Origin of the sequence: Actinomadura sp. NPDC049382 (genome assembly GCF_040677125.1) — a bacterium.
In the GTDB taxonomy this organism is placed as follows: Bacteria; Actinomycetota; Actinomycetes; order Streptosporangiales; family Streptosporangiaceae; genus Spirillospora; species Spirillospora geliboluensis.
This window is the reverse complement of record NZ_JBFARO010000040.1, coordinates 25285-46252: the sequence shown is the minus strand read 5'-3', so window position 1 is coordinate 46252 and position 20968 is coordinate 25285. Positions and strand designations below refer to the sequence as shown.

Annotated in this window: 26 protein-coding genes; 17 read left to right on the top strand and 9 right to left on the bottom strand. The window is 64.9% G+C overall.

Going from position 1 to position 20968, the window contains the following annotated elements:
• Positions 1-5 precede the first annotated feature (5 nt).
• The 3 genes from nfi to AB0K34_RS23575 all read left to right on the top strand — a co-directional run bounded on the left by nfi (position 6) and on the right by AB0K34_RS23575 (position 2205).
• Positions 6-704, top strand: coding sequence for a deoxyribonuclease V (gene nfi, locus AB0K34_RS23585; protein WP_138638276.1), 699 nt, complete (start codon positions 6-8; stop codon positions 702-704).
• A gap of 87 nt (positions 705-791) precedes the next feature.
• Positions 792-1367, top strand: a complete 576-nt coding sequence (locus AB0K34_RS23580; protein ID WP_205719383.1) for a TetR/AcrR family transcriptional regulator — start codon at positions 792-794, stop codon at positions 1365-1367.
• A gap of 76 nt (positions 1368-1443) precedes the next feature.
• On the top strand, positions 1444-2205 hold the full coding sequence (locus tag AB0K34_RS23575; protein ID WP_138638277.1) for a glucose 1-dehydrogenase: 762 nt from the start codon (positions 1444-1446) through the stop codon (positions 2203-2205).
• Between the two features lie 32 nt (positions 2206-2237).
• Here AB0K34_RS23575 and AB0K34_RS23570 read toward each other — a convergent pair whose 3' ends face one another.
• A complete protein-coding gene (locus tag AB0K34_RS23570) occupies positions 2238-3611 on the bottom strand; it encodes an amidase (protein ID WP_364550861.1) in 1374 nt (457 codons plus the stop codon).
• Between the two features lie 71 nt (positions 3612-3682).
• Here AB0K34_RS23570 and AB0K34_RS23565 point away from each other — a divergent pair, with 71 nt between their 5' ends.
• From AB0K34_RS23565 to AB0K34_RS23555, 3 genes are all read left to right on the top strand, one after another.
• A complete protein-coding gene (locus tag AB0K34_RS23565; protein WP_301175982.1) occupies positions 3683-4234 on the top strand; it encodes a TetR/AcrR family transcriptional regulator in 552 nt (183 codons plus the stop codon).
• A 409-nt stretch (positions 4235-4643) separates the two neighbouring features.
• A complete protein-coding gene (locus tag AB0K34_RS23560; RefSeq protein ID WP_364550859.1) occupies positions 4644-4787 on the top strand; it encodes a hypothetical protein in 144 nt (47 codons plus the stop codon).
• A gap of 72 nt (positions 4788-4859) precedes the next feature.
• Entirely contained in the window at positions 4860-5462 is a 603-nt protein-coding gene (locus AB0K34_RS23555) for a DUF2637 domain-containing protein (protein ID WP_364550857.1), read from the top strand.
• Between the two features lie 179 nt (positions 5463-5641).
• On the opposite strand, the gene AB0K34_RS23550 is transcribed toward AB0K34_RS23555, so the two are convergent.
• The 5 genes from AB0K34_RS23550 to AB0K34_RS23530 all read right to left on the bottom strand — a co-directional run bounded on the left by AB0K34_RS23550 (position 5642) and on the right by AB0K34_RS23530 (position 11883).
• Positions 5642-6679, bottom strand: coding sequence for a hypothetical protein (locus tag AB0K34_RS23550; RefSeq protein WP_364550855.1), 1038 nt, complete (start codon positions 6677-6679; stop codon positions 5642-5644).
• Positions 6679-7122 (bottom strand): hypothetical protein, encoded by a 444-nt coding sequence (locus AB0K34_RS23545; RefSeq protein WP_364550853.1) that lies wholly within the window; start codon positions 7120-7122, stop codon positions 6679-6681. The genes AB0K34_RS23550 and AB0K34_RS23545 overlap by 1 nt, the downstream gene beginning before the upstream one ends.
• A gap of 320 nt (positions 7123-7442) precedes the next feature.
• Entirely contained in the window at positions 7443-9605 is a 2163-nt protein-coding gene (locus tag AB0K34_RS23540) for a sensor histidine kinase (protein ID WP_364550851.1), read from the bottom strand.
• Entirely contained in the window at positions 9598-10947 is a 1350-nt protein-coding gene (locus tag AB0K34_RS23535) for an N-6 DNA methylase (RefSeq protein WP_364550884.1), read from the bottom strand. Before AB0K34_RS23535 ends, AB0K34_RS23540 begins: the two co-directional genes overlap by 8 nt.
• A 165-nt stretch (positions 10948-11112) precedes the next feature.
• Positions 11113-11883, bottom strand: coding sequence for a helix-turn-helix domain-containing protein (locus tag AB0K34_RS23530; RefSeq protein ID WP_364550849.1), 771 nt, complete (start codon positions 11881-11883; stop codon positions 11113-11115).
• 175 nt (positions 11884-12058) lie between these two features.
• Here AB0K34_RS23530 and AB0K34_RS23525 point away from each other — a divergent pair, with 175 nt between their 5' ends.
• The 3 genes from AB0K34_RS23525 (at position 12059) to AB0K34_RS23515 (ending at position 13791) form a co-directional block, all read left to right on the top strand.
• The gene (locus AB0K34_RS23525) at positions 12059-12421 is read left to right on the top strand and encodes a hypothetical protein (RefSeq protein WP_364550847.1); all 363 of its coding nucleotides are present in this window, start codon (positions 12059-12061) and stop codon (positions 12419-12421) included.
• A 294-nt stretch (positions 12422-12715) separates the two neighbouring features.
• Positions 12716-13183, top strand: a complete 468-nt coding sequence (locus AB0K34_RS23520) for a GntR family transcriptional regulator (RefSeq protein ID WP_364550845.1) — start codon at positions 12716-12718, stop codon at positions 13181-13183.
• Between the two features lie 53 nt (positions 13184-13236).
• Positions 13237-13791: an HD domain-containing protein gene (locus tag AB0K34_RS23515; protein WP_364550843.1), complete on the top strand. Its 555-nt coding sequence runs from the start codon at positions 13237-13239 to the stop codon at positions 13789-13791.
• A 5-nt stretch (positions 13792-13796) separates the two neighbouring features.
• Here AB0K34_RS23515 and AB0K34_RS23510 read toward each other — a convergent pair whose 3' ends face one another.
• The gene (locus tag AB0K34_RS23510) at positions 13797-14273 is read right to left on the bottom strand and encodes an NUDIX domain-containing protein (protein ID WP_364550841.1); all 477 of its coding nucleotides are present in this window, start codon (positions 14271-14273) and stop codon (positions 13797-13799) included.
• 2 nt (positions 14274-14275) lie between these two features.
• Positions 14276-15019, bottom strand: coding sequence for a helix-turn-helix transcriptional regulator (locus tag AB0K34_RS23505; RefSeq protein WP_151544200.1), 744 nt, complete (start codon positions 15017-15019; stop codon positions 14276-14278).
• Between the two features lie 178 nt (positions 15020-15197).
• On the opposite strand from AB0K34_RS23505, the gene AB0K34_RS23500 reads away from it, so the two are divergent.
• The 8 genes from AB0K34_RS23500 (at position 15198) to AB0K34_RS23465 (ending at position 20793) form a co-directional block, all read left to right on the top strand.
• A complete protein-coding gene (locus AB0K34_RS23500) occupies positions 15198-15422 on the top strand; it encodes a hypothetical protein (RefSeq protein WP_364550839.1) in 225 nt (74 codons plus the stop codon).
• 159 nt (positions 15423-15581) lie between these two features.
• On the top strand, positions 15582-15770 hold the full coding sequence (locus AB0K34_RS23495) for a hypothetical protein (protein WP_364550837.1): 189 nt from the start codon (positions 15582-15584) through the stop codon (positions 15768-15770).
• 28 nt (positions 15771-15798) lie between these two features.
• A complete protein-coding gene (locus AB0K34_RS23490; RefSeq protein ID WP_364550835.1) occupies positions 15799-16143 on the top strand; it encodes a hypothetical protein in 345 nt (114 codons plus the stop codon).
• Between the two features lie 59 nt (positions 16144-16202).
• Positions 16203-17939: an FtsK/SpoIIIE domain-containing protein gene (locus tag AB0K34_RS23485; RefSeq protein WP_364550833.1), complete on the top strand. Its 1737-nt coding sequence runs from the start codon at positions 16203-16205 to the stop codon at positions 17937-17939.
• Between the two features lie 155 nt (positions 17940-18094).
• The gene (locus tag AB0K34_RS23480) at positions 18095-18274 is read left to right on the top strand and encodes a helix-turn-helix domain-containing protein (protein ID WP_067635957.1); all 180 of its coding nucleotides are present in this window, start codon (positions 18095-18097) and stop codon (positions 18272-18274) included.
• 119 nt (positions 18275-18393) lie between these two features.
• Complete coding sequence (locus AB0K34_RS23475) at positions 18394-19539, top strand: tyrosine-type recombinase/integrase (RefSeq protein WP_364550831.1); 1146 nt, start codon at positions 18394-18396, stop codon at positions 19537-19539.
• A gap of 239 nt (positions 19540-19778) precedes the next feature.
• Entirely contained in the window at positions 19779-20228 is a 450-nt protein-coding gene (locus AB0K34_RS23470) for a hypothetical protein (protein WP_301175981.1), read from the top strand.
• Between the two features lie 67 nt (positions 20229-20295).
• Positions 20296-20793, top strand: coding sequence for a DinB family protein (locus AB0K34_RS23465; protein WP_301175980.1), 498 nt, complete (start codon positions 20296-20298; stop codon positions 20791-20793).
• A gap of 6 nt (positions 20794-20799) precedes the next feature.
• On the opposite strand, the gene AB0K34_RS23460 is transcribed toward AB0K34_RS23465, so the two are convergent.
• A complete protein-coding gene (locus tag AB0K34_RS23460) occupies positions 20800-20952 on the bottom strand; it encodes a hypothetical protein (protein WP_301175979.1) in 153 nt (50 codons plus the stop codon).
• Positions 20953-20968: the final 16 nt, after the last annotated feature.

Genomic DNA, 20968 nt, shown 5'->3' with positions numbered 1-20968 from the left:
GGGGCATGGTGGTACGGGAACTGCACGACTGGCCGGCCACGGCCGCGGAGGCCGAGGCGATCCAGGACCGGCTGCGCCCGCTGCTGGAACTGGACGTCCCCGGCCCGGCCGCGCCGCGCACGGTCGCGGGGCTGGACGTCTCCTACGCGGGCGACGGCGGCGGCACCGGGACGCGGCTCGCCGCCGCCGCGGTCGTCCTGGACGCCGCCACCCTGGAGGTGCTGGAGGAGTCGGTGGCCGTCGGCGCGGCCGCGTTCCCCTACGTCCCGGGCCTCTTCGCGTTCCGTGAGCTGCCGACCCTGCTGGATGCGCTGCGCGGCCTCACGACCACGCCCGATCTGCTGGTCTGCGACGGGTTCGGGATCGCGCACCCCCGCCGGTTCGGGCTCGCGTGCCACCTCGGCGTGCTGACCGGGCTGCCGTCCATCGGCGTCGGGAAGACCGCCTTCGTCGGCTCCTACGAGCAGCCGGGCGCGCGGCGCGGCGACGCGAGCCCGCTGGTGGACGGCGGCGAGGTCGTGGGGCGGGTGCTGCGCACGCGGGACGGCGTGAAGCCGGTGTTCGTGTCCGTCGGGCACCGCGTCGACCTCGACACGGCGTGCCGCCACGTCCTGGCCCTCACCCCCGAGTACCGGCTGCCGGAGACCACCCGGCGGGCCGACCGGCTGTCCCGGGACGCGCTGGCCCGGCACGGCGACGGGTAGCGCGTCCGCCCTGGAAGGTGGCAGGCTCGTCCCCAACGCAAGGCGGTGACCACCGCAGGTCGTCCGCCAGATCGCTGGACGGTGCCCATGGACACCCGCCCGATGCGGGCCGACGCCCGCCGCAACTACGAACGGCTCATCACGACCGCCCGGACCGCGTTCATGGAGCACGGCACGGGCGCCTCCCTCGACGACATCGCCAAGCGCGCCGGGGTCGGGTCCGGAACGCTGTACCGGCACTTCCCGACCCGCGACGCGCTGCTGCACGCCGTGCTGCGGGAGCGGATCGACGGGCTCCTCGCGCACGCCGACGAACTGCTCTCCGACCCGGACCCGGCGGGCGCGGAGGCCGCCCTCGGCCGCTGGCTGCGCAGCTACCTCGCGGGCGCGGCGACCCCGCGCGGCACCTCGACCGTGATCATCGAGGCAATGTCGGCGGAGTGGGCCGACACCGGCCTCGGCGCCGCCGCGGCGGCGATCTGCGACGCGCTCGGCCGGCTGCTGGCGCGGGCGCAGCGGGCGGGGGCGGTCCGGGCCGAGATCGACCCGCGCGACCTGCTCCGGCTCACCAACGCGATCGGGGTGGCGTCCGAGCGCACCCCCGACCCGGCCGCGTACGCCGACCGGATGCTGACCCTGCTCTTCACCGGGCTGCGCGCCTGACGCCCGGGGCCGCCTTGTTCGGTTGACCAAGCGTTCGCTAGGTTAGCCGCAGGCTTACGGGCGACGAGGAGCGTTGATGGGTCAGCTGGACGGCAAGGTGGCGCTGATCACCGGTGGTGCGCGCGGGATGGGCAAGTCGCACGTCCGCCGGTTCCTGGACGAGGGGGCCAAGGTCGTGTTCGGCGACGTCCTGGAGGAGGAGGGCGCCAAGCTCGCCGCCGACCTCGGCGACGCCGCCCGCTTCGTCCGGATGGACGTCACGTCGCCGGACGACTGGCAGACCGCCGTCGAGACCGCGACGTCGGCGTTCGGCGCGCTGAACGTCCTGGTCAACAACGCCGGGATCATCCGGCACAAGACCATCGAGGACATGGGCCTCGACGAGTTCCGGCAGATCCTCGACGTGAACCTCGTCGGCCAGTGGCTCGGCGTGAAGTCGGTGACCGCGCCGATGCGGGAGGCCGGCGGCGGCTCGATCGTCAACGTGTCGTCCACCGAGGGGTTCATCGGCGCGTCCGGGCTCGCCGCCTACAGCGCCAGCAAGTTCGGCGTCCGCGGCCTCACCAAGTCCGCCGCGCGCGAGCTCGGCGAGTACGGCATCCGGGTGAACTCCATCCACCCCGGCGGCGTCGTCACCCCGCTGTTCATGCAGGACGACATCATCGCGGCCAAGGCCGACAGCGCCGACGCGTTCCTGAACTCCCTCCCCCTCGGCCGCATGGCCAAGTCCAAGGAGGTCTCGGGCCTGGTCGTCTACCTGGCGTCGGACGACTCGTCCTACTGCACCGGCAGCGAGGTCCTGGTCGACGGCGGCATGCTGACGGGCGCGGGCTACTGAGAGACGGGCCGCCCGGAGGCGGCCCACCTCCCCTACGGACGCCGCTCGGTCCACCCCTCGACGGCCTCCAACTGCGCGGCCAGCGAGATGAGCGTCGCCTCGTCGGAGTCGTGCCCGAGCAGCTGCGCCCCGATCGGCAGACCGCGCTTGGTCAACCCGGCCGGGACGTTCACTCCCGGCCACCCGAGCACATTCCACGTCCACGCGTAAGGGCAGGCCGCGGCAACTCCCGACTGCGTCTTCTTGTAGCCGGCCCCGTCGAACGCACCCACCCGCAGCGGCGGCTGCGCGGTAGTGGGCGTCAGCACCACATCGGCGGTCTGGAAGATGCGCCCGACCTTCCGCCGCAGATGGGGGTCCATCTTCTTCGCCAGCGGCAGCAGCCGCTTCCCGACGACGCGTCCGATGCGCGCCTCGACCTCCGTCCGGGGTTCGGGCCGCGGATTCGGCAGCGAGTCCAGCCAGTCGGCGACGCCGGCCGTCCCGCGCGGGATGAGCCCGAGCCCGACCAGCCCGTAATCGGGATCGGCCGGGAACACCTTGTGCCCGAGGTCGGTCAGCCTCCGGGCCAGCCGCTCGACCGCCGCCCGGATCTCCGGATCGAGCTTCCCGCTGACGCCGAACGCCGTCCGGAAGGAAATGGCGATCCTGAGCCGCCCCGGCTCCCGCCGAGCGGCCTCCACGAAAGGCGTCGTAGGAGGATCCACCTGATAGACATCGTCCGGGTGGCTCCCGCTCAGGACATCGAGCATCAGAGCGGCGTCCTCGACGCTCCGCGCCAGCGGACCCCAAACGGTGATCCCGTTGAACGGATCGGTCTGCGGATACCCCGAAACCCTCCCCCGCTGCGGCTTGATGCCGACGAGCCCCGTCCACGCCGCCGGGATCCGGATCGACCCGGCCCCGTCGGAGCCGACCGCCGCCGCGACCATCCCCGCCGCCACGGCCGCCGCCGAACCCCCCGACGACCCGCCCGGCGTGTAGTCGGGATTCCACGGATTCCGCGCGCACCCGTACTCGGGCGACTCGCTGAACGGCCACAGCCCGAGCTCGCACGTCGTCGTCTTCCCGACGATGACGGCCCCGGCCGCCCGCAGCCGCCGCACCACCTCCGCGTCCCGCACCGCCGGCCGGTGGTCCCCGGCGACCGCGAACGGCGTGGTCTCCCCCGCCAAATCGGTGTCGTCCTTGATGGCCACGGGCACCCCGAGCAGCGGCAGCCGCTCGCCCTCCGCGAGCCGCTTGTCGGCCGCCAGCGCCTCCTGCGCCGCGGCCTCCGCCCGCACCACCCGGAACGCCCCGAGCGACTCCTTGCGCCCGATGCACTCCAGGCTCTCCTCGACCAGTTCGCTGGAGGAGACGTCCCCCCGCGCCAGCGCCGCCGCCTGCCCCGCCAACCCCAACACGCGACCTCCCGGTATCGTTCGTTCGAACGAACGATACTGAACGCGCACGACGTAGGGAAGACTGTGCACCGATGAGCGCCCGCGACGAGATCCTCCAGGCCACCCTCCGCCTCATCGGCGAGCGAGGGATCGGCGCCGTGACCAACCGTGCCGTCGCCCGCGCGGCCGGCGTCTCCCTCGGCTCCCTGACCTACCACTTCCCGAGCCAGGAGGACCTCCTCCGCGAGGCCCTGCACACCTTCGTGGAGCAGGAGATAGCCCGCATCACGGCCTACGCCACGGCCCTCGCCGACTCCGGCGTGGCCCCGGCCCAGGCCCCCGACCAGGTCGAGAAGGCGATTCTCGACTTCACCGACGGCCCCGAGCAGATCGCGAACCTCGAACTCCACCTGCACGCCGCCCGCGACCCGGGCCTCCGCGAGACCTCGAAGCGCTCCGTCGCCGCCTACGACGACCTGGCCACCGCCGTCCTCAGGGCCCTCGGCATCCCGGACGCCGAACGCCACGCCCCCGCGATCGTCGCCATGCTCTACGGCCTCGCCATCCGCCGCCTCGCCACCGGCGACCCCTCCGGCACCGCCGACGCGTTCCGCCTCCTCCTCCTGGGCGCCCTCCCCCGCTGAAAAGGCTTCTGGCCCGCACGGCCCCAGAGCGGGGTTACGGGGCCGTGCGGGCCAGAAACCTGTCTCAATCAGGAACCTCAGTCGGAACCTCAGCCGACGCTCGCTTCGCTCTCCGCCTGTGCACCTCCGCCGTCTCTTAGTTCTGACACCCGCAACGCTAGGCCCCCCACCCCCGCAACAGAACGCCCTTAAGCCTCACTTAGGGAAGGGCTGAGCAAGCCTTATTCAGGCACCGTCCAGGGCCGTCCGGGGAAGTCGACTAGGTAGCCGCCCACCTGCGAAAACAAGGGATGGAGCCCAGGGGAACCGTCCGGCACAGTCGAAGCGAGTCGGACCATCTCGACTCACGTTGGCTCCCGAGATTGGCTCCCCTGGCTCCCTCCCTCTCAGCAGGGAGGAGGCCCAACCCATGGCCCTCGAAATCACCGAAACCAAGATGACCGCCACCACAAACGGCAAGGTCATAGCCACAGCAACCCGCACGGGCAACGCCTGGCACGCCACCACATGGCCAACGCCCCTAGACCACAACGGCGCCATCACGGCCCCCTGACCCTCGCCGAACTCATCCTCACCCACGGCGAGCACGATCCCTGCGTCATCGACCTCCGAGAGGAGCTGACGCGTGGTTGACCGCCTCACCCGCATCACAACGGCCCTCGCCGTGGTGGCGGTCGCTGGCGTGGCCGCGATCATCTCCTACCGCCACGCGTACGAACTCGTCCGCTCCCACGGCGAGGCAGGCACCACCGCGCGCCTCGTCCCCTTCACAGTGGACGGCCTCATCTGGGCCGCATCCATGGTCATCCTCGACGCAAGCCGCCGGAAGCAACCAGCACCGGCCCTAGCCAAGTGGAGCCTCGCCGTGGGCATCGTGGCAACGGTAGGAGCCAACGTGGCGCACGGAGCGTCCCACGGCGTCATAGGCGCCCTCGTAAGCGCATGGCCGGCACTTGCCCTCGTCGGCTCGTTCGAACTCCTCATGACCCTCACCCGCGCCGCCGCAACCCACACCGCACCACAGCGGAACGAGCAACGCACCACAGCGGAGCGCGCCGAGCCACCACGCACCGAAGTGGAGCAGACCCCAGAACAAGCGGTGCTCGCCGAGTACCTAGCAAGCCTGGACGGCCCCGGCCGCCCCGTCTCCCAGCGCTACCTAGCCGAGAAGCACAACATCGACCGCCGCAAAGTCAAGCGGATCATCTCCACGGCCGCGCAACCCTAAAGACGCTCCCGCGTAAACAAGCGCATCAAACGCAACTCTTCAGGCCAATAAAACAAAAGACACCCAAGAATAAAGCCAGGGATGACCGGGCCAGGTACTTCCTTTCCTCGAACGTTCACCTCAAAGGCTTAGCATCTTAAATCAAATGCCACGTCACGCAGGGAACCTCTGTTGCATCTTCATTTAGTCAGGTCACCGAAAGTGACACGACACAACGGAGTACTCAATCCCTGCACGAAAGTACCGTGCCCAGCACTTGCAGGGCGCCAATTGATCCCCTCGCCCGAGAGGGAAACAACTACACTGCCGCCACAGCAAAGGTTTTCCCGACGACCAAGAGCTGGTCGGTTCAGTAGATGATGATTACCCAGAGGTATCTCTTCCGCCTGACAAGACCTACTAACCTGGGTACAAATGATCCGAACATCCGGTCTTGCTTCGCGAATGCCCTCGACGATTTCAGGCCTCGGATTGTTAAACTTACGTCTACCATGAGAGAAAATAACCAGTTCAGGACCTACAGCTTCGCAGATCATGCGAGCGAACTCACGATCTCCACCCGAACCTGTACGTCCGCCATGATGAGGGAAGACCAGCACCGGAGCTGACATGTCAGTTCCATTAGCTACCAGGGATTCAAAGCCAGTCAGATCCAGGTCTCCCGGCAATAGAACAGCCGGATGTCCCGCCAAACGGATCCGAAGAACTGCTGACATACTGTTCGAAGAGATCCCCTGCGGTCCCCTTTTTCGCCGCCCTGGTCCACTTAGAGCGAACGCTATACCTGGGTGAAGAATCTCCACCTCGACACGCCCACTGGTTAACGCAGCCTTAGCGCCAACGTTCAGGTTCGTATGAACAGCCAGCCCCGTCGACTCAAACAGATCTTGCGCCAAGTACATCAAGTCGACGAACGTCTCAGAGTCTTTCGTCCCGTCTGGGTTCACCCATAGATTTGCAACAGAAATCTCCCTTCTCGACAACGCCGCAGAAGCACCTCTAATGTGATCAGCATCCGAATGAGACAATACGAGATGATCGATTAACGAACTACGGGATTGCTCGAGTTCCTCAAACAAGGTCACTTCTTGGGCGACATCGACGACGAGCCTGGCATGGCCGTCGTAAGCCACAGCACTATTGCCGTGGCCCACATCTAAAATAATCACTTCCAAAATCGTTTGTTCGGCAGCATCCACCTTTGCTTGAGTTGGCATTAGTTACTCCCCCCATTAGGCAGCCAGTCAGCGGGCGGAGAGGCAGCGATTTCAAAATTCGCAAAAAACAGATCCTGATGGCTCTTGGCATAAATATTAACGTTGGCCATGAACCGTGCCCCTTCGATCTCATCGAGACCTAGCGGGACATCGCTAAGTATTTGATCCGCGGGAAGCGCTACCGCCTCCTTGGGATTCCACGCTGAGACGATGACCTCGGCAATCGGGTCGTTGTTTAAGCGTCTGACCGAAACCACTCGCACTACGGTCCGATAAGCTTTTCTATCCTCAGCTGGCCCTTTCAAATTTTCAAGTTGCGCAGCCTGAAGCGCTTCGGAAAGATCATCAGGATCGAAACGCTTGTTTAATAGACGAGGAATTCCAGAGCGAAAACGCCTGATTGATGTATGCTCATCAAGGTCAATATAGCCAGAGATGAGCACAGCCGGTATGCCTCGCGCATTCGAGGCAGCTACGACTTGGGCCCCATCATACGGAACAGCTGCCTGATGTGAGAGTCTGTGGTCGCAGACAAGACCTCGCGCGTTGGCGGCCACAGCATCCAGGAGACTGTCCACGTTTGTATGGCTGGGATGGATAGCCACAGGCTCATAGGATGCGTCTACGACCATTTCCATGGTCCGCTCGGCGTCATCTCGTGAGTCGTCTACTACTGCGACTCGGTCTCCCGGCCGGAGAGGAGCTTCTAGAACCGATGACATCGGTTAGCCTTCCGACGCCGCTTACAATTTCCGTCTAGATACTACGCCTTGCTGCCGGTTCGGGGAAGGCTGATGTGAAACTCGGCTCCTCCTAGATCGCCGGCGGCCACTGCCCAGACCTTTCCTTGCAGGTCAGCGACAATATCTCGAACGATCGTCAAGCCGAGACCCGTCCCACCCTCTCTCGTGCTGAGGCCAGGAAGCCATACTTCATCCTCTGTGAGGCCCTTGATTCCCGGCCCGTTATCCAAGAAGGCAAGATGGACATGTGTTGGGCTTACGGAGGTTCGGATCAGGATTGTGCGTTTCGAAGGATTTGATCTCGCATCAGCGGCGAGGGGAAGCCGCTGCCCAGCCGATGAGGGTATAGCCGCAAACATAGCAACTGCATTTGCCAGTACATTCGCAGCTATCGCCTCGATTGAGGCTACTGTTGAGCGTACCCTTGCCGCGTCGACCGAAAGGTCATACGTGACCTCAACCTGCGCATCTTCCAGATACGGACTAAATGTCGAAACCAGATCTGGCACAACCCTATTGACGTCTAGGGTTGCCGATTGGCGTTTCTTATTCTTAAGCAACTCCAGAGGAAGTTCCGCAAAGGTGCGCAGTGACTCGGCTGCTCGTGTGATCAACGCAACCGGTTTAGCCAAGACCGTATCGTAACGCTCTTGCAACTCCCGTCGACCACGACGCTCGACTGAGCCAATCATTTGCTCAATAGTATCGACCGGCCTCAACGTCTCGTGCGCAAAGACCGCGGTAGTGGTCCCGACGGTGCTCATAGTCCTGTAGAGCGCAAGGTCATTCTCCATTACCTGGAGACGTTCGTTGCTAGCAGCACGCTCCTCGACGATGGCTTTTCGAACGATTTCACGCGATTCTCTAGGCACAACTTTGAGAAGTTTATCTACTGCGTCTCGCGTTTCCTTGACGCGAGTTTTCGTTTGCGCCCGCTTTTCTCGGAGTTTTTCATCTCGCCACTCGATACGTTTGTATGCGGCCCATTCGAGTGCGGCCCGTATAAATTCCCTCAACTCATGGAACGAGATATCTTCAACAAATCCGCTTCGATCTGTTTTGGGAGTCAGCCTGTGGACACCGTCCGATAGAATTATTCGGCCCACTGAGTTATTGGTTCCAGGCCTTACCTCTGGATTAGAACCGCGGAGCGCTTCCATTTCAACCCAGTCATAACCAGGGTCACCGTACGGATGAACTCTGAGCCCTCGGTCGTATACGTGAATGCCGCCGACTTCCTTCAGCCAGTTGGAGACTGCAGTCCGCAATCCAGCCTGGCGATTGCCCTCGCCATCATAAGAAACAGTGTTCAGATTGAACATCCATATCTCGAGCTCAGCCCGAGGTGGCGCGAGGAAACCGAGCGTTTGCCCTTTGCCCCTCCGGTCAGGACTCCTTCGCATGACGTCTTCAGTGTTAGCCTCAGCCAAGACCGTCCCATGGCGATCCGATAGCGATGCACTGATCCGGCCATTGTCGTCAAACTGGGCCCGAAGGAGGAAGTCGCATATTTCAAAGAAGCCCTTCCTGACCAGGGTTTCCATTCGAGGAAATTCGGGCGAACGCAACTCGGCGACAAAGTCTGGATTTGGCCCCGGAAACGGGCCCGTCAACATTACAAGCGATCGAGCCAATCGTTCGACATCGTTTCGCCTCATAGGCTTGCGCATGTGTCTAATTTCGATCGTTGTACCTGGACGGGCTGACGTCTCTGTCCGATGCACCTGGAGAGCAATATCTTCCACCGCGACCGCACGCTCGAAGTCGTCCCACTCGATGTCGAGGCGATATTCGGTTCCAGGTTCTGTAAGTGGACGGGTCATCAAGGTAACCGATCGCCCAAGGCGTAGCGCGGCCAGTCGGCCCAGCCCTTTCTCCCCTACTTTTCTTCGATGCCGACGCTTCGTAAATTCATCATTCGTCTTACTCGATTTTCCTAGCAGAAGAAACCCGTCGCGGATTTCCGAGCGAGTCATGCCATCTCCGACATCAGTCACTCGGATAGTGCCATCAGCCGCTTCTACATCAATCAGTTCGACCGTGCAACGTGTCGCGTCAGCATCATATGAGTTGCGTACAAGTTCGATTATCCCGAGGTCGGGGTGCGGGACGAGCTCTTCTCCCAGGCGACGCAAAATCTCGGGAGCAAACCGCATTCGTTCACTGCTCGTCCGATCATCCATTTTTGATCCTCGGGATCGAATCCTCAGCACGGCCGCTCGTTAGCGTCGGCAAGGGAAGCTCTAACAATGCGGCTTTAGTTAGATGCCGTGTACGAATACGTCTATCCAGCCATTCTGTCACACTACTATCTTGTAGCGCTTCGTACAGAGCACGACAGTCTGGCTGTTCAGAAGTCGGTTTGATGACGATTAAGTGGTTCTCTACCGCAACCTTGTCAAGCTTCTCATCAACCATCGCAACAGCGAGACGCTTTTCTCCTCTTCTAGTGGGAGCTGATGTGCGTCGCACCAGAAGGAACGGTGCCTGGTGGAGCCGCCCTTCAAATTGTCGCGAAGGAGCACTTGTTACGAGAGACCCCACCGGGACATCATGCACGGTTAGGTACGGTACGGAGGGCCCCTCGTGGGAATGTCGATGTGGTACTACGTCACCGATCGAGACCGTAGCCACTTCGCCCAGTCTAACGCTACTATCTGAGGCTTGGTCTAGAGCCGGCCAATAACTCTGCGTCTTTTGTGAGGAGTTGCCGCTGACCTCGAAGTGAGCAATAAATACATCAACGTCGGTCCATGGGTCGAATAGCCCAACGGGCTTGATCGATGTTACCGTCGCCAGCATGCCGACATGGTTCCTCCACCGCTGGTATCGAGAACCAGATCGCAGGACGTCCGGTAGAATCGCTGCAACTCGGGTTCCGGGTCGACATCTAGAGAGAACCTCAAGAGTAAAGGGAGCCGCTTGGGATGTTAGGCCTTCCCCCCAAGCAGTTCGGGCCGGGAGGCGAACACGCGCAAAGGGCGGGTTCAATAGAACAAGGTCCGTCTCGCCATACGGCACATCTTCATGTAGCCCATCACCGGTCTGGATACCGTGCATTGACACGCTCAGGCTTTTCCCACGCGATAGCTGACTTTGAAGGAGAAGTCTGTTTTCAGCAACCTCGACAAGAAGAGAGACGAGGTCGCGGCCGTAAATGCAACGCTCAACATAGTTGCAATACTTATCCTCAGGCCATCGCCTGGGCACCAAACTAAGCGCTTGAATCAGAAGATCCCCGGCCCCGCAAGCCGGGTCCAGAACCGTCGCGCCTTTTTCTATTAGCGATTTATACGGCTGCAGCAACTCGGCGCGGAGCGCGGAGCCGGTGAAAAAGGTACTATGCTTTCGACGCGTATCAACGTCTACGGTCTGGCGTAGCCACCGATAGGCCAGTCCATCGAGGTGTTGCGATACAGCGGTACGGTCGGTGCTGGAGCCGCCACTGAGAAGCCTCAACAGTTCATCGTTGTAGGCTCCATACGCGCCGAATCTGTCTACTGCTGCCACAGACTGAAGATACATCGTCAGCATGGCCTAAGTGAACTGCCTCGGCGGCTAGCGTCAGAGCGAAGCTTCGTCTGCCCGGCCGCCCAACCGGGTGACTTGCCCACTTGATCGGCACCTGTCACGGTTCAGATGGCGGGTCGACAATCTGAAGCCGTGTCCGCTGCAGACGTAGAGATGTACTCATATGTACCTATCTGGGGTGTTTGTCGTTTCTTGGCCTGTGTATGGCGTTCCAGTGGCTTGCCAGACGCGGCCGAAGCTTTGCTGGTAGGTGGCGGCCATGTCGGTGGGTTGGGTGCTGCGGAGGTGGAGCACGGGGGCGTGGGATGCAGGGATGCCGTAGGCGTGGGGGTTGATCAAGAGGTCGTCGTCGGCTCGGTAGATCGAGTTGTAGAGGACTGTGTCGTGTAGGCGGATCTCTACGTTGTCGAGGTCGCGGAGGGGTTCGTAGAGGACCAGGGCGTTGCGGATCTTGGCCGCTAGGGAGTCGCCTACGCCCTCGTCTGCGCCTCGTTCGGAGATGCGGGGGCCGTCCGGGTTGCCGAGGAGGATGCGGACGGTGACGCCGTCTCGGGCCCTGTCGGCGATGGTTCGCATGACGCCTTGGTCTTCGGCGAGGAAGAGGCCGGCGTAGGCGAGGATGCCGATCTCATGGCGTGCGCTGGCGAAGTGGTGTTGCCAAACGGCTCGGGGGACGGCCCAGCGGTGCGGGTAGGTGGCGAGGATCTGGGCGCCCGGCGGTTCGGGGAGCGGGCGCGGTGCGGAGAGCTGCGGCCAGAGGTCGTCGGCTGTGTGGTCCAGGAGGGCACAGAGGGTCGCTCGGTGGCGGGGGTATGGGATGCGGCCAGACAGCCAGCGGCGGACGGTCTTGGGGTCTACGTCGAGACGCTTGGCTACATCCTCTTCGGTTAGCTGGGCCTCTTCGAGGGCTCGCCGCAACAGGTCGTTCACCGGACCTCCCGAGATGCAAGGTAGGACTGACGCTAACAGAAGACGTCCCTAGACGTCCCTAGTTGCCGGTGGAGAGGTCCCGGCCTGCCAACGAGGCTTCTGGACACGCCCGAGGTACCGCACCTGCGGTTTGTGGGCGATCAAGTCCCCCAAGCAACCTCGTTGAGGAGGCCCCATGTCCTTCGACCAGCCCCGTGAGACCGATGCCGAGTCGGCGTCCTTCTCTGGTCTGAGCGTCGCCGAAGCGCGGTTGGCCGCGCTGGGCGCTCACCTGCGTGCACATCGCCTCGTCGTCGAACTGACCTCGACGGGACTGAAGGTGCGCAACCTGGACGCGCCGGGTTGCTGCGACGAAAACCCGGTGCTGTCCGACAAGATCACGTGCCGGCCCTTCGATCGGGATGGCGGTCACCTCTGGTTCTTCGACTCGTCGGGGCATCCGATCACCGAAGCCGAGCGCATCGTCGACGCGGTCGTGTGGGTCAAGGGCAGGCTCGCCGACCGAAACGGTCTTCCTGCGGCAGAGGGCACGCTCTGATGGCGCGGCCTGCTGGACGGCATCGGCGCACCTGCTCGCCAGCGGCCCCCTCCCGCAGAACTGTCAGCCCTCGTCCGCAGAGGGACGCGACGGGGCGGTGGGTTGCGGTCTCCCCGGCGAGCTGGCCCACGCGCCATGTTGCTTCCCGCCCGCCTATCTCGAGCACCGACGGCGGAGGCGGAAGACATCGGCGTGGGCTCGCCCGACGTATCCTCGGCGCCTTCGTGGATCTGGGGTGACGATCGGTGCTGAGATGAGGCCCAGAGCGGTCGCCGCTCTGGGCCTCATCCGCGTGTGGTGGGGTGCGTGGTGACACGAGGCTCAGGTGCCGCCTACCGAAAGATCGCTGAGGTATTGCGGGGACGTATCGCGGACGGGACCTATCCCGCCGGCGGGCGATTGCCTGGCGAGCACGAGTTGAGCGGGGAGTTCGCCGTTGCTCGTGACACGGTGCGCCGCGCGCTACGGGTCCTCCAAGACGAGCGCCTGATCACGGTCGTGTCGGGACTGGGCAGGTTCGTGCAGTCCGTCCCTGCGGACAACGTGCGGCCGACGTACGAGCGCATCGCAGCCGACCTTAGGGGGCTGATTGAGAGCGGCTCGTTGTCAGTGGGCAGTGCCCTGCCGAGCGAGGCGCGGATCTGTGAGCGCTACGGCGTCGCGCGGTTCACCGCAAGGCGAGCCCTTGAACAGTTGGAGGCCGCTGGCCTGGTGGAGTGCGTTCACGGTCGGGGACGGTTCGTGCTGCCAAGACGTCCCTAGATGGACCCGCGGCGTCCGTGGATGTCCAGTGACGTGCCCGTAGCGTCAGAGACATGAACAGCACCGCCGAGTGGGCACGCGAGCTCGCACGTCATCACCTGCAGAGCGCGTTGCCGCGCCGCTGGGCGCACACGCAAGGTGTCGCGCGCCAGGCTAGGACTCTCGCGCCTGTACTCGGCGACCGCGCCGACTTGCTTGAGACCGCCGCTTGGTTGCACGACGTCGGGTATGCGCCTGACCTGGTTGTGACCGGATTCCATCCTCTCGACGGTGCGCGCTTTCTGCGGGACGTTCACCAGGCGGACGAGCATCTGTGTCGGCTCGTGGCTCACCACACCTGTGCGGTCGTGGAGGCTCGGGAACGAGGGCTCGTTGACGAGTTGACGAGCGAGTTCGGGACCGAGCCTCCGGAGCTTACGGATTCGCTCATCTACTGCGACATGACCACGAGTCCAGACGGCGAGGAGTTGGCGGTCGAGGATCGGCTTTCGGAGATCCTGTCCCGGTACGGTGACGGTCATCTCGTCACCCGCTCCATCACTACGTCGTCCCCGTACATCGTTGGCGCCGTTCATCGCGTTCGGGACGAGTTGATGTCGCGCCGTTGAGCCGGTCAGGTAATGACCGGCTGTTGCCTGTTCTCCAGATAGTGGCCGATACGGAGCTTCATCGATCGGTCCATCTGCCTGTCTGCGGCCTCGTCAGGGGGAACCCAGAGCACTTCGCTTGACTCGTCGCTTGGGCGAGGTTCGCCGCCTGTGGGGCGTCCTGTGAGCAGGATCGAGAACTCTTGGCGGACCTCGTCGTTGCTCGTGTAGTGGATCAAGTGCTTGGGATCTGAGTAGATCCCGACGAGGCCCGTAATCTCGCAGTCGACGCCGGTCTCTTCCTTGGTCTCGCGGATCGCGGCCTGTGCGACGGATTCACCCAGGTCGATCGCACCTCCCGGTACTGCCCAGTTGTCGTTGTCCGTACGGCGAATCATGAGGATGTCGCCGTTGTCGTTGGTGACGACGACGTTGACAGACGGGACGAGGCTGTTGGCTTTGGGCGCGTTGGGGTCGTCGTAGTAGTCGATCCTGCGGCCCATGGTTAGTCCCCCGGTATGGGTGTGGCGTTTTCCCAGACGCGTTCGAAGCTGTCGAGGTAGGTGTTCACCAGGTCGCCGCCGGCTATGCGGCGTAGGTGCCAGACGGGGGCGAGTGCTGCGGTGATGCCGTAGACGTGGGTGTTGACCAAGAGTTGGTCGTCGGCGCGGTAGATGGAGTTGTAGAGCACCGTGTTGTGGTAGCGGAACTCGACGCCGTCTTGTTTGCGCAGGTTCTTGTAGAGGACGAGGGCGTTGCGGATTTTGGCGGCTTGGGCGTCGCCTACGCCCTCGTCTGCGCCGCGTTCGGCTACCTGGGGGCTGTCGGGGTCGCCGAGGAGGATGCGGACGCGGACGCCGGCTTTGGCTTTCTCGGCGAAGGTGCGTTGGATGCCGGAGTCTTCGGAGAGGAAGAGGCCGGAGTAGACCAGGACGCCGATGTCTTCTTTGGCTGTGGCGAACAGACGTCCCCATGCGTCCCTGGGGACCATGGTGCGGCGCGGGTAGATGGTGACCAGTTCGCTGCTGGAGGCCGCGGTGACTTGCTCGTTGGTGAGCGCGTCGGGCCACAGGAACGTCTCGTCAACGCCCAGGCGTGAAGCCACTGCGTAGCGGTGCCGCCGGTAGGGGGTGCGGTCCTTGGTGATCCATCGTTCCACGGTCTTTTGGTCGACGCCGATCGACTCTGCGAGCGTGGCGATGGTCAGGCCCTGCTCTAGCAGTGTGGCGCGTAGGCGTTCGTTCGGCATGCACCCGTCCGGATCGCGGGACGTCCTGGGACGCGGTCAACCCTATGAGGACGTCATGAACACGTCCAGTCATGTAGTGATCTCGTCCCGCTGGTCACGCGCACTCTCTTTCTCGTAGCCCGCTGAACGCCCGAGCCGCCCCCGCCGGACACGGGCCGTACGAGAGGAGTGATCGCACATGATCCTCGTTCTGGCATCGATCATCGCCGTGTTCCTCGCCGGTTCCACCTGCGGCATCTTCGCCATGCTCGTCATCGGCATCCACGCCGAGGAGCGCCGGGTGATGCGGAGCCGCTCCCACCCGTCCCCTACCGAGTCGTCGCGCGCCGGCGCGGTGTCGCGGCGGCTGCTCACCACGCGCTCGTGTGACGAGGCTCCGACGCGCGTCCCGGCGGGTCGATGAGCATGCGGATGCCGCGCCTCATCACTGGTCACCGCTGCCCGTGCGGCGCGCGAGTCGACCCCGGCAACCGCAGGTGCCGCAAGTGCCGCGCTCGCGCCCGTTGGTTGCGGCGCGGGCGCGGTCCCGGCCACTCCGACATGTGGCCGGAGGGGTGAGCGCGTGAACGTCTCGATTCCGCTGGTCGCCGTCCTCGGCGCGGTGGTGTGGCTCGCGTGGCGCTACATGGGCCTGCGCGCGTGGCACGTCGTGGTGTGCCTGTTGTTCGGGTTCTTCCTCGCCGCGACCAGCGCCGCGCCGGAGATCCGCCGGCTGGTGACCGTGCTCGTCCAGGCCGTCTCTAAGAACTGACGTCCCGCTGGAAGGGAGTGATGCCCCAGTGCCCGACATCCCTCAGCACGTCAAGATCGACCTTCAGGGGGTTCGTGCCCGCAACCTCGCCGCCCGTGAGATCGTCTCCGCTCTATCGGAGGCCATGCCGTACATCGCCGATCTGTGGCTTCGCCTCAACTCCGCGCTCGCCGACTCCCCCGCCCTGGTCTCCGAACTATCCCGGCTCACGGCCGAACTGGTGAAGGTACGCCGTGACCGCGCCAACCTGGCAGCGGCAGGGCGCGCCACCCTCAAAGCCGCACACGACGCCGACCCCGACCCGCTCTACTACCTGCGCGATGAGCTGCGCGCACAAGGCCACCTTCCGCCCGACTCGTGGGGGCGTTCATGAGCCGGTCACGTCAGATGCGGCGGCACGCGCACAAGATGCGCCGCCACGGGGTTCAGCCGATGGTCATCATCGACCGTGACGACCAGTTCCCGGACGTCGCCGCTGTGCTGGTGGCTCGGGCGCTGTGGCGGTACCGGTCCGAACTCGCTCCCCTGTACCTGGTGACCGCGCTCGTCGTCTCCGGCCTCGTCCTCCATGCGGCTCGTCCGCACTGGTGGCCATACCTGCTCATCCTCGCGACGGCGGCCGCTTGGGTGCTGGCAATGTTCGGCGACCGGTTCGGGCTCGCCTTGCGCATGGAACGGCTGTACGGCGCGGGCGTGGTCATGGGTGCCGGTGGGTGGCTTGCTGCGGTGACCGCGCTCGGTATCGCGTTCTCGCCACTCCCCCAGGTGCTCGCCGTGGGTGGGTTCGTGCTCGCTGTGCCGAGGTGGGTGCATCGGCGCCGGCGCGCCAAGGTGCGGGTCGATCGGCAGATTGCCGCATGGCCCGAGATCGCGCAGTCGATCGGGCTCGCCGGCTCGCGTGCACAGTCCGCCGTGGTGGACGTGTGGGGATGGCGCGCACGCTTCGCCCTCGCCCGTGGCCAGACCATCCAGGACGTCACCGCGAAAGTGCCCGCGATCGAATCAGCGCTCGGGACATTCCGCGGCGCCGTGCGCGTCTTTCCGACGCGCGACGACAAGGCCAACCGGTTCGAACTCCGGGTGCTCAACACCGACCCGCACGCCGACGCGATCCCGTGGCCTGGGCCGTCCGTCTCGTCCATTACCGAGCCGATCGACCTCGGGCCGTTCGAGGACGCGACCAGCGCGCGCGTTCTGCTGCTGCGGCGTCACGGGCTCATCGGGGGCGTGGCCGGCGCGGGTAAGAGCGGCGGAATCAACGTCCTGATGGGCAACCTCAGCGCGTGCCGCGACGTGGTCATCTGGGCCATCGACCTCAAGCGCGGCATGGAATTGCAGCCGTGGGCGTCCTGCATCGATCGGCTCGCCACCACACCCGAGCAAGCCCGCGCCATGCTGCGCGACGCCGTGACGATTCTCGAGGCGCGCGCCGAGTGGCTCACTGCGAACGGCCGGCGCGTCTGGGATCCGTCGCCCGAGCTCCCCGCGCTCGTCATCGTCGTGGACGAGTACGCCGAACTCGCCGACGACGCGCCCGACGCGGCGAGCGACACGGACTCGATTGCGCGCCGTGGGCGTGCGGTCGCCGTGACGCTCATCGCGGCCACGCAGCGCCCCACACAGGAGGCCATGGGCAAGGGCGCCGTCCGCTCGCAAATGGACGTCCGGGTGAGCTTCCGCGTCCGCGAACGCAAAGACGTCGACCTCATCCTTGGGCAAGGGATGCTCAACGCCGGATGGCACGCCCACACCCTCAACGCGCCCGGCAAGTTCCTACTGTCCGCACCCGAACACGACACGCCCCGACGAGGCCGCGCCTACCTGCTCGCCGATGACGCCGTGAGCGAGACCGCACAGCGACACGAGGCCCTGCGCCCCGTCCTGGACGAGGTCTCACGGCGCGCGCTGGACGAGGCCAGTACGCCGCTTCTACAGCCCGCCTCAGCGGCGTCCGCCCCACTGAGGCCGTCCAGGGAAGACCGCTCCGAAAGCGTTTTGAGAGAGGCTCTGGACGGCGCGCCGGACGAGGGGCTTCCGATCGCTCACCTGCTCATGATCACCGAGATGAGCCGGCCGACCCTCTACCGGCGGCTCAACGAGTTGGTGAAGACCGGCCGCGCCGTCCAGGTCGGACGGGGCCGCTACAAGGCGTCCGACCACACTCCGTGATCGTCTCAACGTCTCATCTCACGCGCGCCTGCACGTAAGGAGCCGAGAAACATCCGTGAGACGAGACGGAGACGAGCACCGTCCGCAATCAAGGAGATGATCGCCGACCCACATCACGCACGCCCCTGGCAGACCGCCTCGGGCGAGAGGAGGTGGTGACCGTGCAGGCGTACACCGTCGAGCAAGTGGCCGAGATCCTCAACATCGGCCGAGACAAGGTCTACTTCCTGATCCGCACCGGCCAACTCCACAGCATCAAAATCGGCAAGCTGCGCCGCATCACCGACCGGCACATCGCCGAGTTCGTCACCTCCCTCGAAGAGGCCAACCGCTGACAACCGCCGGGAGGTCCGTCCGCGCATGACCGCGAACGGACCTCCCCACGCAAGGGACGTCTAGGGACGTCTTGAGTTATGGTCGGTGGTGACCTCGACCGATACGAGGAGGGATCCGGTTGGCGAAGATCCTCATCGGCAAGTACGAGGGGACGATCTACGAGGAGGGTGACGGGTACACCGGCGCCATCTCGCTCGGGTTCGGCCCAGACGGCAAGCGCAAGCGGCTCAAGAGGAAGGGACGGACGAAGACAGAGGTCAAGGACAAGCTCAGGCAAGCTGTCGAAGACCTCAACAAGGGCGTCAAGACAGAGCGCAACTACTACGTGGAAGACGCGGTGAACGAGTTCCTCGCCGCGTTCGCCAGAACCGGCAAGTCACCGGCAACGAGCGAGGTCTACCGGTCACTCGCCACACACCAACTCATCCCGTACATCGGACGGACGCGCCTCAAAGAACTCACGGCCGACGACGTCGAGACGTGGCTCAATGGACGAGCGGAGCACCTCACCTCGTCCTCGCTCGGCATCGTTCACAGCGTCCTCAAGCGGTCGATCCGCAGAGCGGCGCGGCACGACAGGATCGCGCGGAACGTCGCTGAACTGGTGGACACGCCGAACGGCAAGGCGGGTCGCAAGTCGCGTTCGCTGAGCCTCGTGCAGGCGAAGGCTCTCCTGGACGAGGCGAGCAAGCCCGAGCACCGTCTTGGCACGTACATCATCCTCGCGATCATGTCCGGGCTCCGGACGGAGGAGCTTCGCACGCTCAAGTGGAGTGACGTCGACCTCGACAAGGCCACCGTCTACGTCCTCCGTGCCGATCGGTACAAGGGCGAGACCAAGACGACGCTGAGCCGTCGCGGACTCGGCATCGCAGACATGGCCGTTGACGCGCTCCGCAGTCTCAAGACGAGGCAGGCGGCGGAGCGTCTCAAGGCCGGCGAGGCGTACCAGGAACACGACCTCGTGTTCTGCCACGAGGACGGGCGGCCCTACGCGGCGCAACACGTCCGATACCGGTTCGCCAAGGTGCTCAAGGCGGCGGACCTCAACCCTCGTGAGTGGTGCCCGCGGGAGCTGCGGCACACGTTTGTCTCCATCATGAGCGACCACGACGTGCCCATAGAGAAGATCAGCATCCTCGTCGGGCACTCCAGCACGAAGATCACCGAGACCGTCTACCGCCACCAACTCAAGCCCGAGATCCGCGACGGTGCCGAGCACATGAACGACATCTTCGCGAGCAAGCCCGTCAAGTCCGCGTAGGCGTGTGGCTCCCGTGTTGGCTCCCCGAAACTCCCGACGAACTCGGCACACTCCCCCACCTGTGGCGCCACAATCCTCATCCGTGGGCCTCACTTAGGGAAGGGCTGAGACGCGCTTATTCGGGGGGTGCGGGAGGGTTGGCGGGCGTAGGGAAAGAAGAGTCTTCGTTACGTTGCGTCTCTCATATGTCACTCTGGGTTATGTTCTGACTGCATGTCGGACGAACATGGAGGGGTTAGATGCGCGTAGGGACGAAAGTCGGTGCGGGGCTGGTGGCGAGCATGCTCGCCGCGGGGACGCTGAGCGTCGCGACGGCCGCCCAGGCGGAGCCGCCGCCGCAGCCGGGGCAGCAGCAGGAAGAGGAAGGGCACGGGCCCGGTGCGATCATCGTGGGGCCGGAGGGCGCCGCCAAGGCGATGGACCGGCTCCTCTCCCGGGACGAGGAGCGCGTCCACTGGTGCCACGGGACGGTCCTGCCGTCGGACGGGCTGAACGTCCGCACCGGGCCGGGCCTCGGGTACGTGAAGGTCGGTGCCCTGGCGCACGGGACCCACGTCCGGACCGACTGGGACACCATCCAGCGCCGGGACGGGTACCTGTGGGTCCGGATGAGCCCGCAGCGCTGGATCGCCGACTACAAGCTCGGCAACGGCAACGGCAAGTGGTACGTCCGGTACTCGGACTGCTGACCGGGCGGGGCCGCCGCCCCGCGGGACGGCGGCCCGCTCGCATGCCGCGGAGCTGTAGCGTGGCCGGATGGAACAGGTGCCGTACACCGGTGGGGAGAAGGAGAGCCTGAAGTCGGCTCTCGATCGGCATCGTGACGTGGTGCTGTGGAAGCTTCAGGGGTTGGACGAGGAGCAGGCGCGGCGGGCCATGACGCCGTCCGGGACGAGTCTGCTCGGGTTGACGAAGCACCTGGCGGCCGTCGAGTACTCGTGGTTCTGCGAGACGTTCGGGCGGGAGACCGAGCCGCTGCCGTTCGACGACGACGATCCGGACGCCGATCTGCGGGTCGAGCCCGGTGAGACGACGGACGGGATCGTCGCGTTCTACGGGCGGGCGAGGGCGGCGGCGGACGAGGTCATCGAGGAGCTGGACCTCGAGGCGCGCGGGACGGCCTGGCACGGGGCGACGGTGACGCTGCGGTGGGTGCTCATCCACATGGTCGAGGAGACCGCGCGGCATGCCGGGCACATGGACGTCGTCCGGGAGCTGATCGACGGTGCGACCGGTGACCACGCGCGGGACTAGGGGCCGCTAATACGAGCTGGGCGCAGTCGGGATGTTGCCGCCGGCGAGAACGCCGGCGACGGCGATTGCGGCGGCGATGAGCAGGCCCACGACGGCGATCGCGGCGGCGGCGACGTACTGGGAGCGGCGCGGCGCGTACGGGGAGCGCGGGGGCTTCATGCCGGTCACGTTAGGG

Coding starts and splice junctions, on each gene's coding strand:
- AB0K34_RS23525 (WP_364550847.1), top strand. CDS start 12,059: ATGTCCTTCGACCAGCCCCGTGAGACCGATGCCGAGTCGGCGTCCTTC.
- AB0K34_RS23575 (WP_138638277.1), top strand. CDS start 1,444: ATGGGTCAGCTGGACGGCAAGGTGGCGCTGATCACCGGTGGTGCGCGC.
- AB0K34_RS23535 (WP_364550884.1), bottom strand. CDS start 10,947: ATGTATCTTCAGTCTGTGGCAGCAGTAGACAGATTCGGCGCGTATGGA.
- AB0K34_RS23565 (WP_301175982.1), top strand. CDS start 3,683: ATGAGCGCCCGCGACGAGATCCTCCAGGCCACCCTCCGCCTCATCGGC.
- AB0K34_RS23505 (WP_151544200.1), bottom strand. CDS start 15,019: ATGCCGAACGAACGCCTACGCGCCACACTGCTAGAGCAGGGCCTGACC.
- AB0K34_RS23485 (WP_364550833.1), top strand. CDS start 16,203: ATGGTCATCATCGACCGTGACGACCAGTTCCCGGACGTCGCCGCTGTG.
- AB0K34_RS23515 (WP_364550843.1), top strand. CDS start 13,237: ATGAACAGCACCGCCGAGTGGGCACGCGAGCTCGCACGTCATCACCTG.
- AB0K34_RS23460 (WP_301175979.1), bottom strand. CDS start 20,952: ATGAAGCCCCCGCGCTCCCCGTACGCGCCGCGCCGCTCCCAGTACGTC.
- AB0K34_RS23580 (WP_205719383.1), top strand. CDS start 792: ATGGACACCCGCCCGATGCGGGCCGACGCCCGCCGCAACTACGAACGG.
- AB0K34_RS23500 (WP_364550839.1), top strand. CDS start 15,198: ATGATCCTCGTTCTGGCATCGATCATCGCCGTGTTCCTCGCCGGTTCC.
- AB0K34_RS23560 (WP_364550859.1), top strand. CDS start 4,644: ATGGCCCTCGAAATCACCGAAACCAAGATGACCGCCACCACAAACGGC.
- AB0K34_RS23465 (WP_301175980.1), top strand. CDS start 20,296: ATGGAACAGGTGCCGTACACCGGTGGGGAGAAGGAGAGCCTGAAGTCG.
- AB0K34_RS23550 (WP_364550855.1), bottom strand. CDS start 6,679: ATGCCAACTCAAGCAAAGGTGGATGCTGCCGAACAAACGATTTTGGAA.
- nfi (WP_138638276.1), top strand. CDS start 6: ATGGTGGTACGGGAACTGCACGACTGGCCGGCCACGGCCGCGGAGGCC.
- AB0K34_RS23510 (WP_364550841.1), bottom strand. CDS start 14,273: ATGGGCCGCAGGATCGACTACTACGACGACCCCAACGCGCCCAAAGCC.
- AB0K34_RS23540 (WP_364550851.1), bottom strand. CDS start 9,605: ATGGATGATCGGACGAGCAGTGAACGAATGCGGTTTGCTCCCGAGATT.
- AB0K34_RS23470 (WP_301175981.1), top strand. CDS start 19,779: ATGCGCGTAGGGACGAAAGTCGGTGCGGGGCTGGTGGCGAGCATGCTC.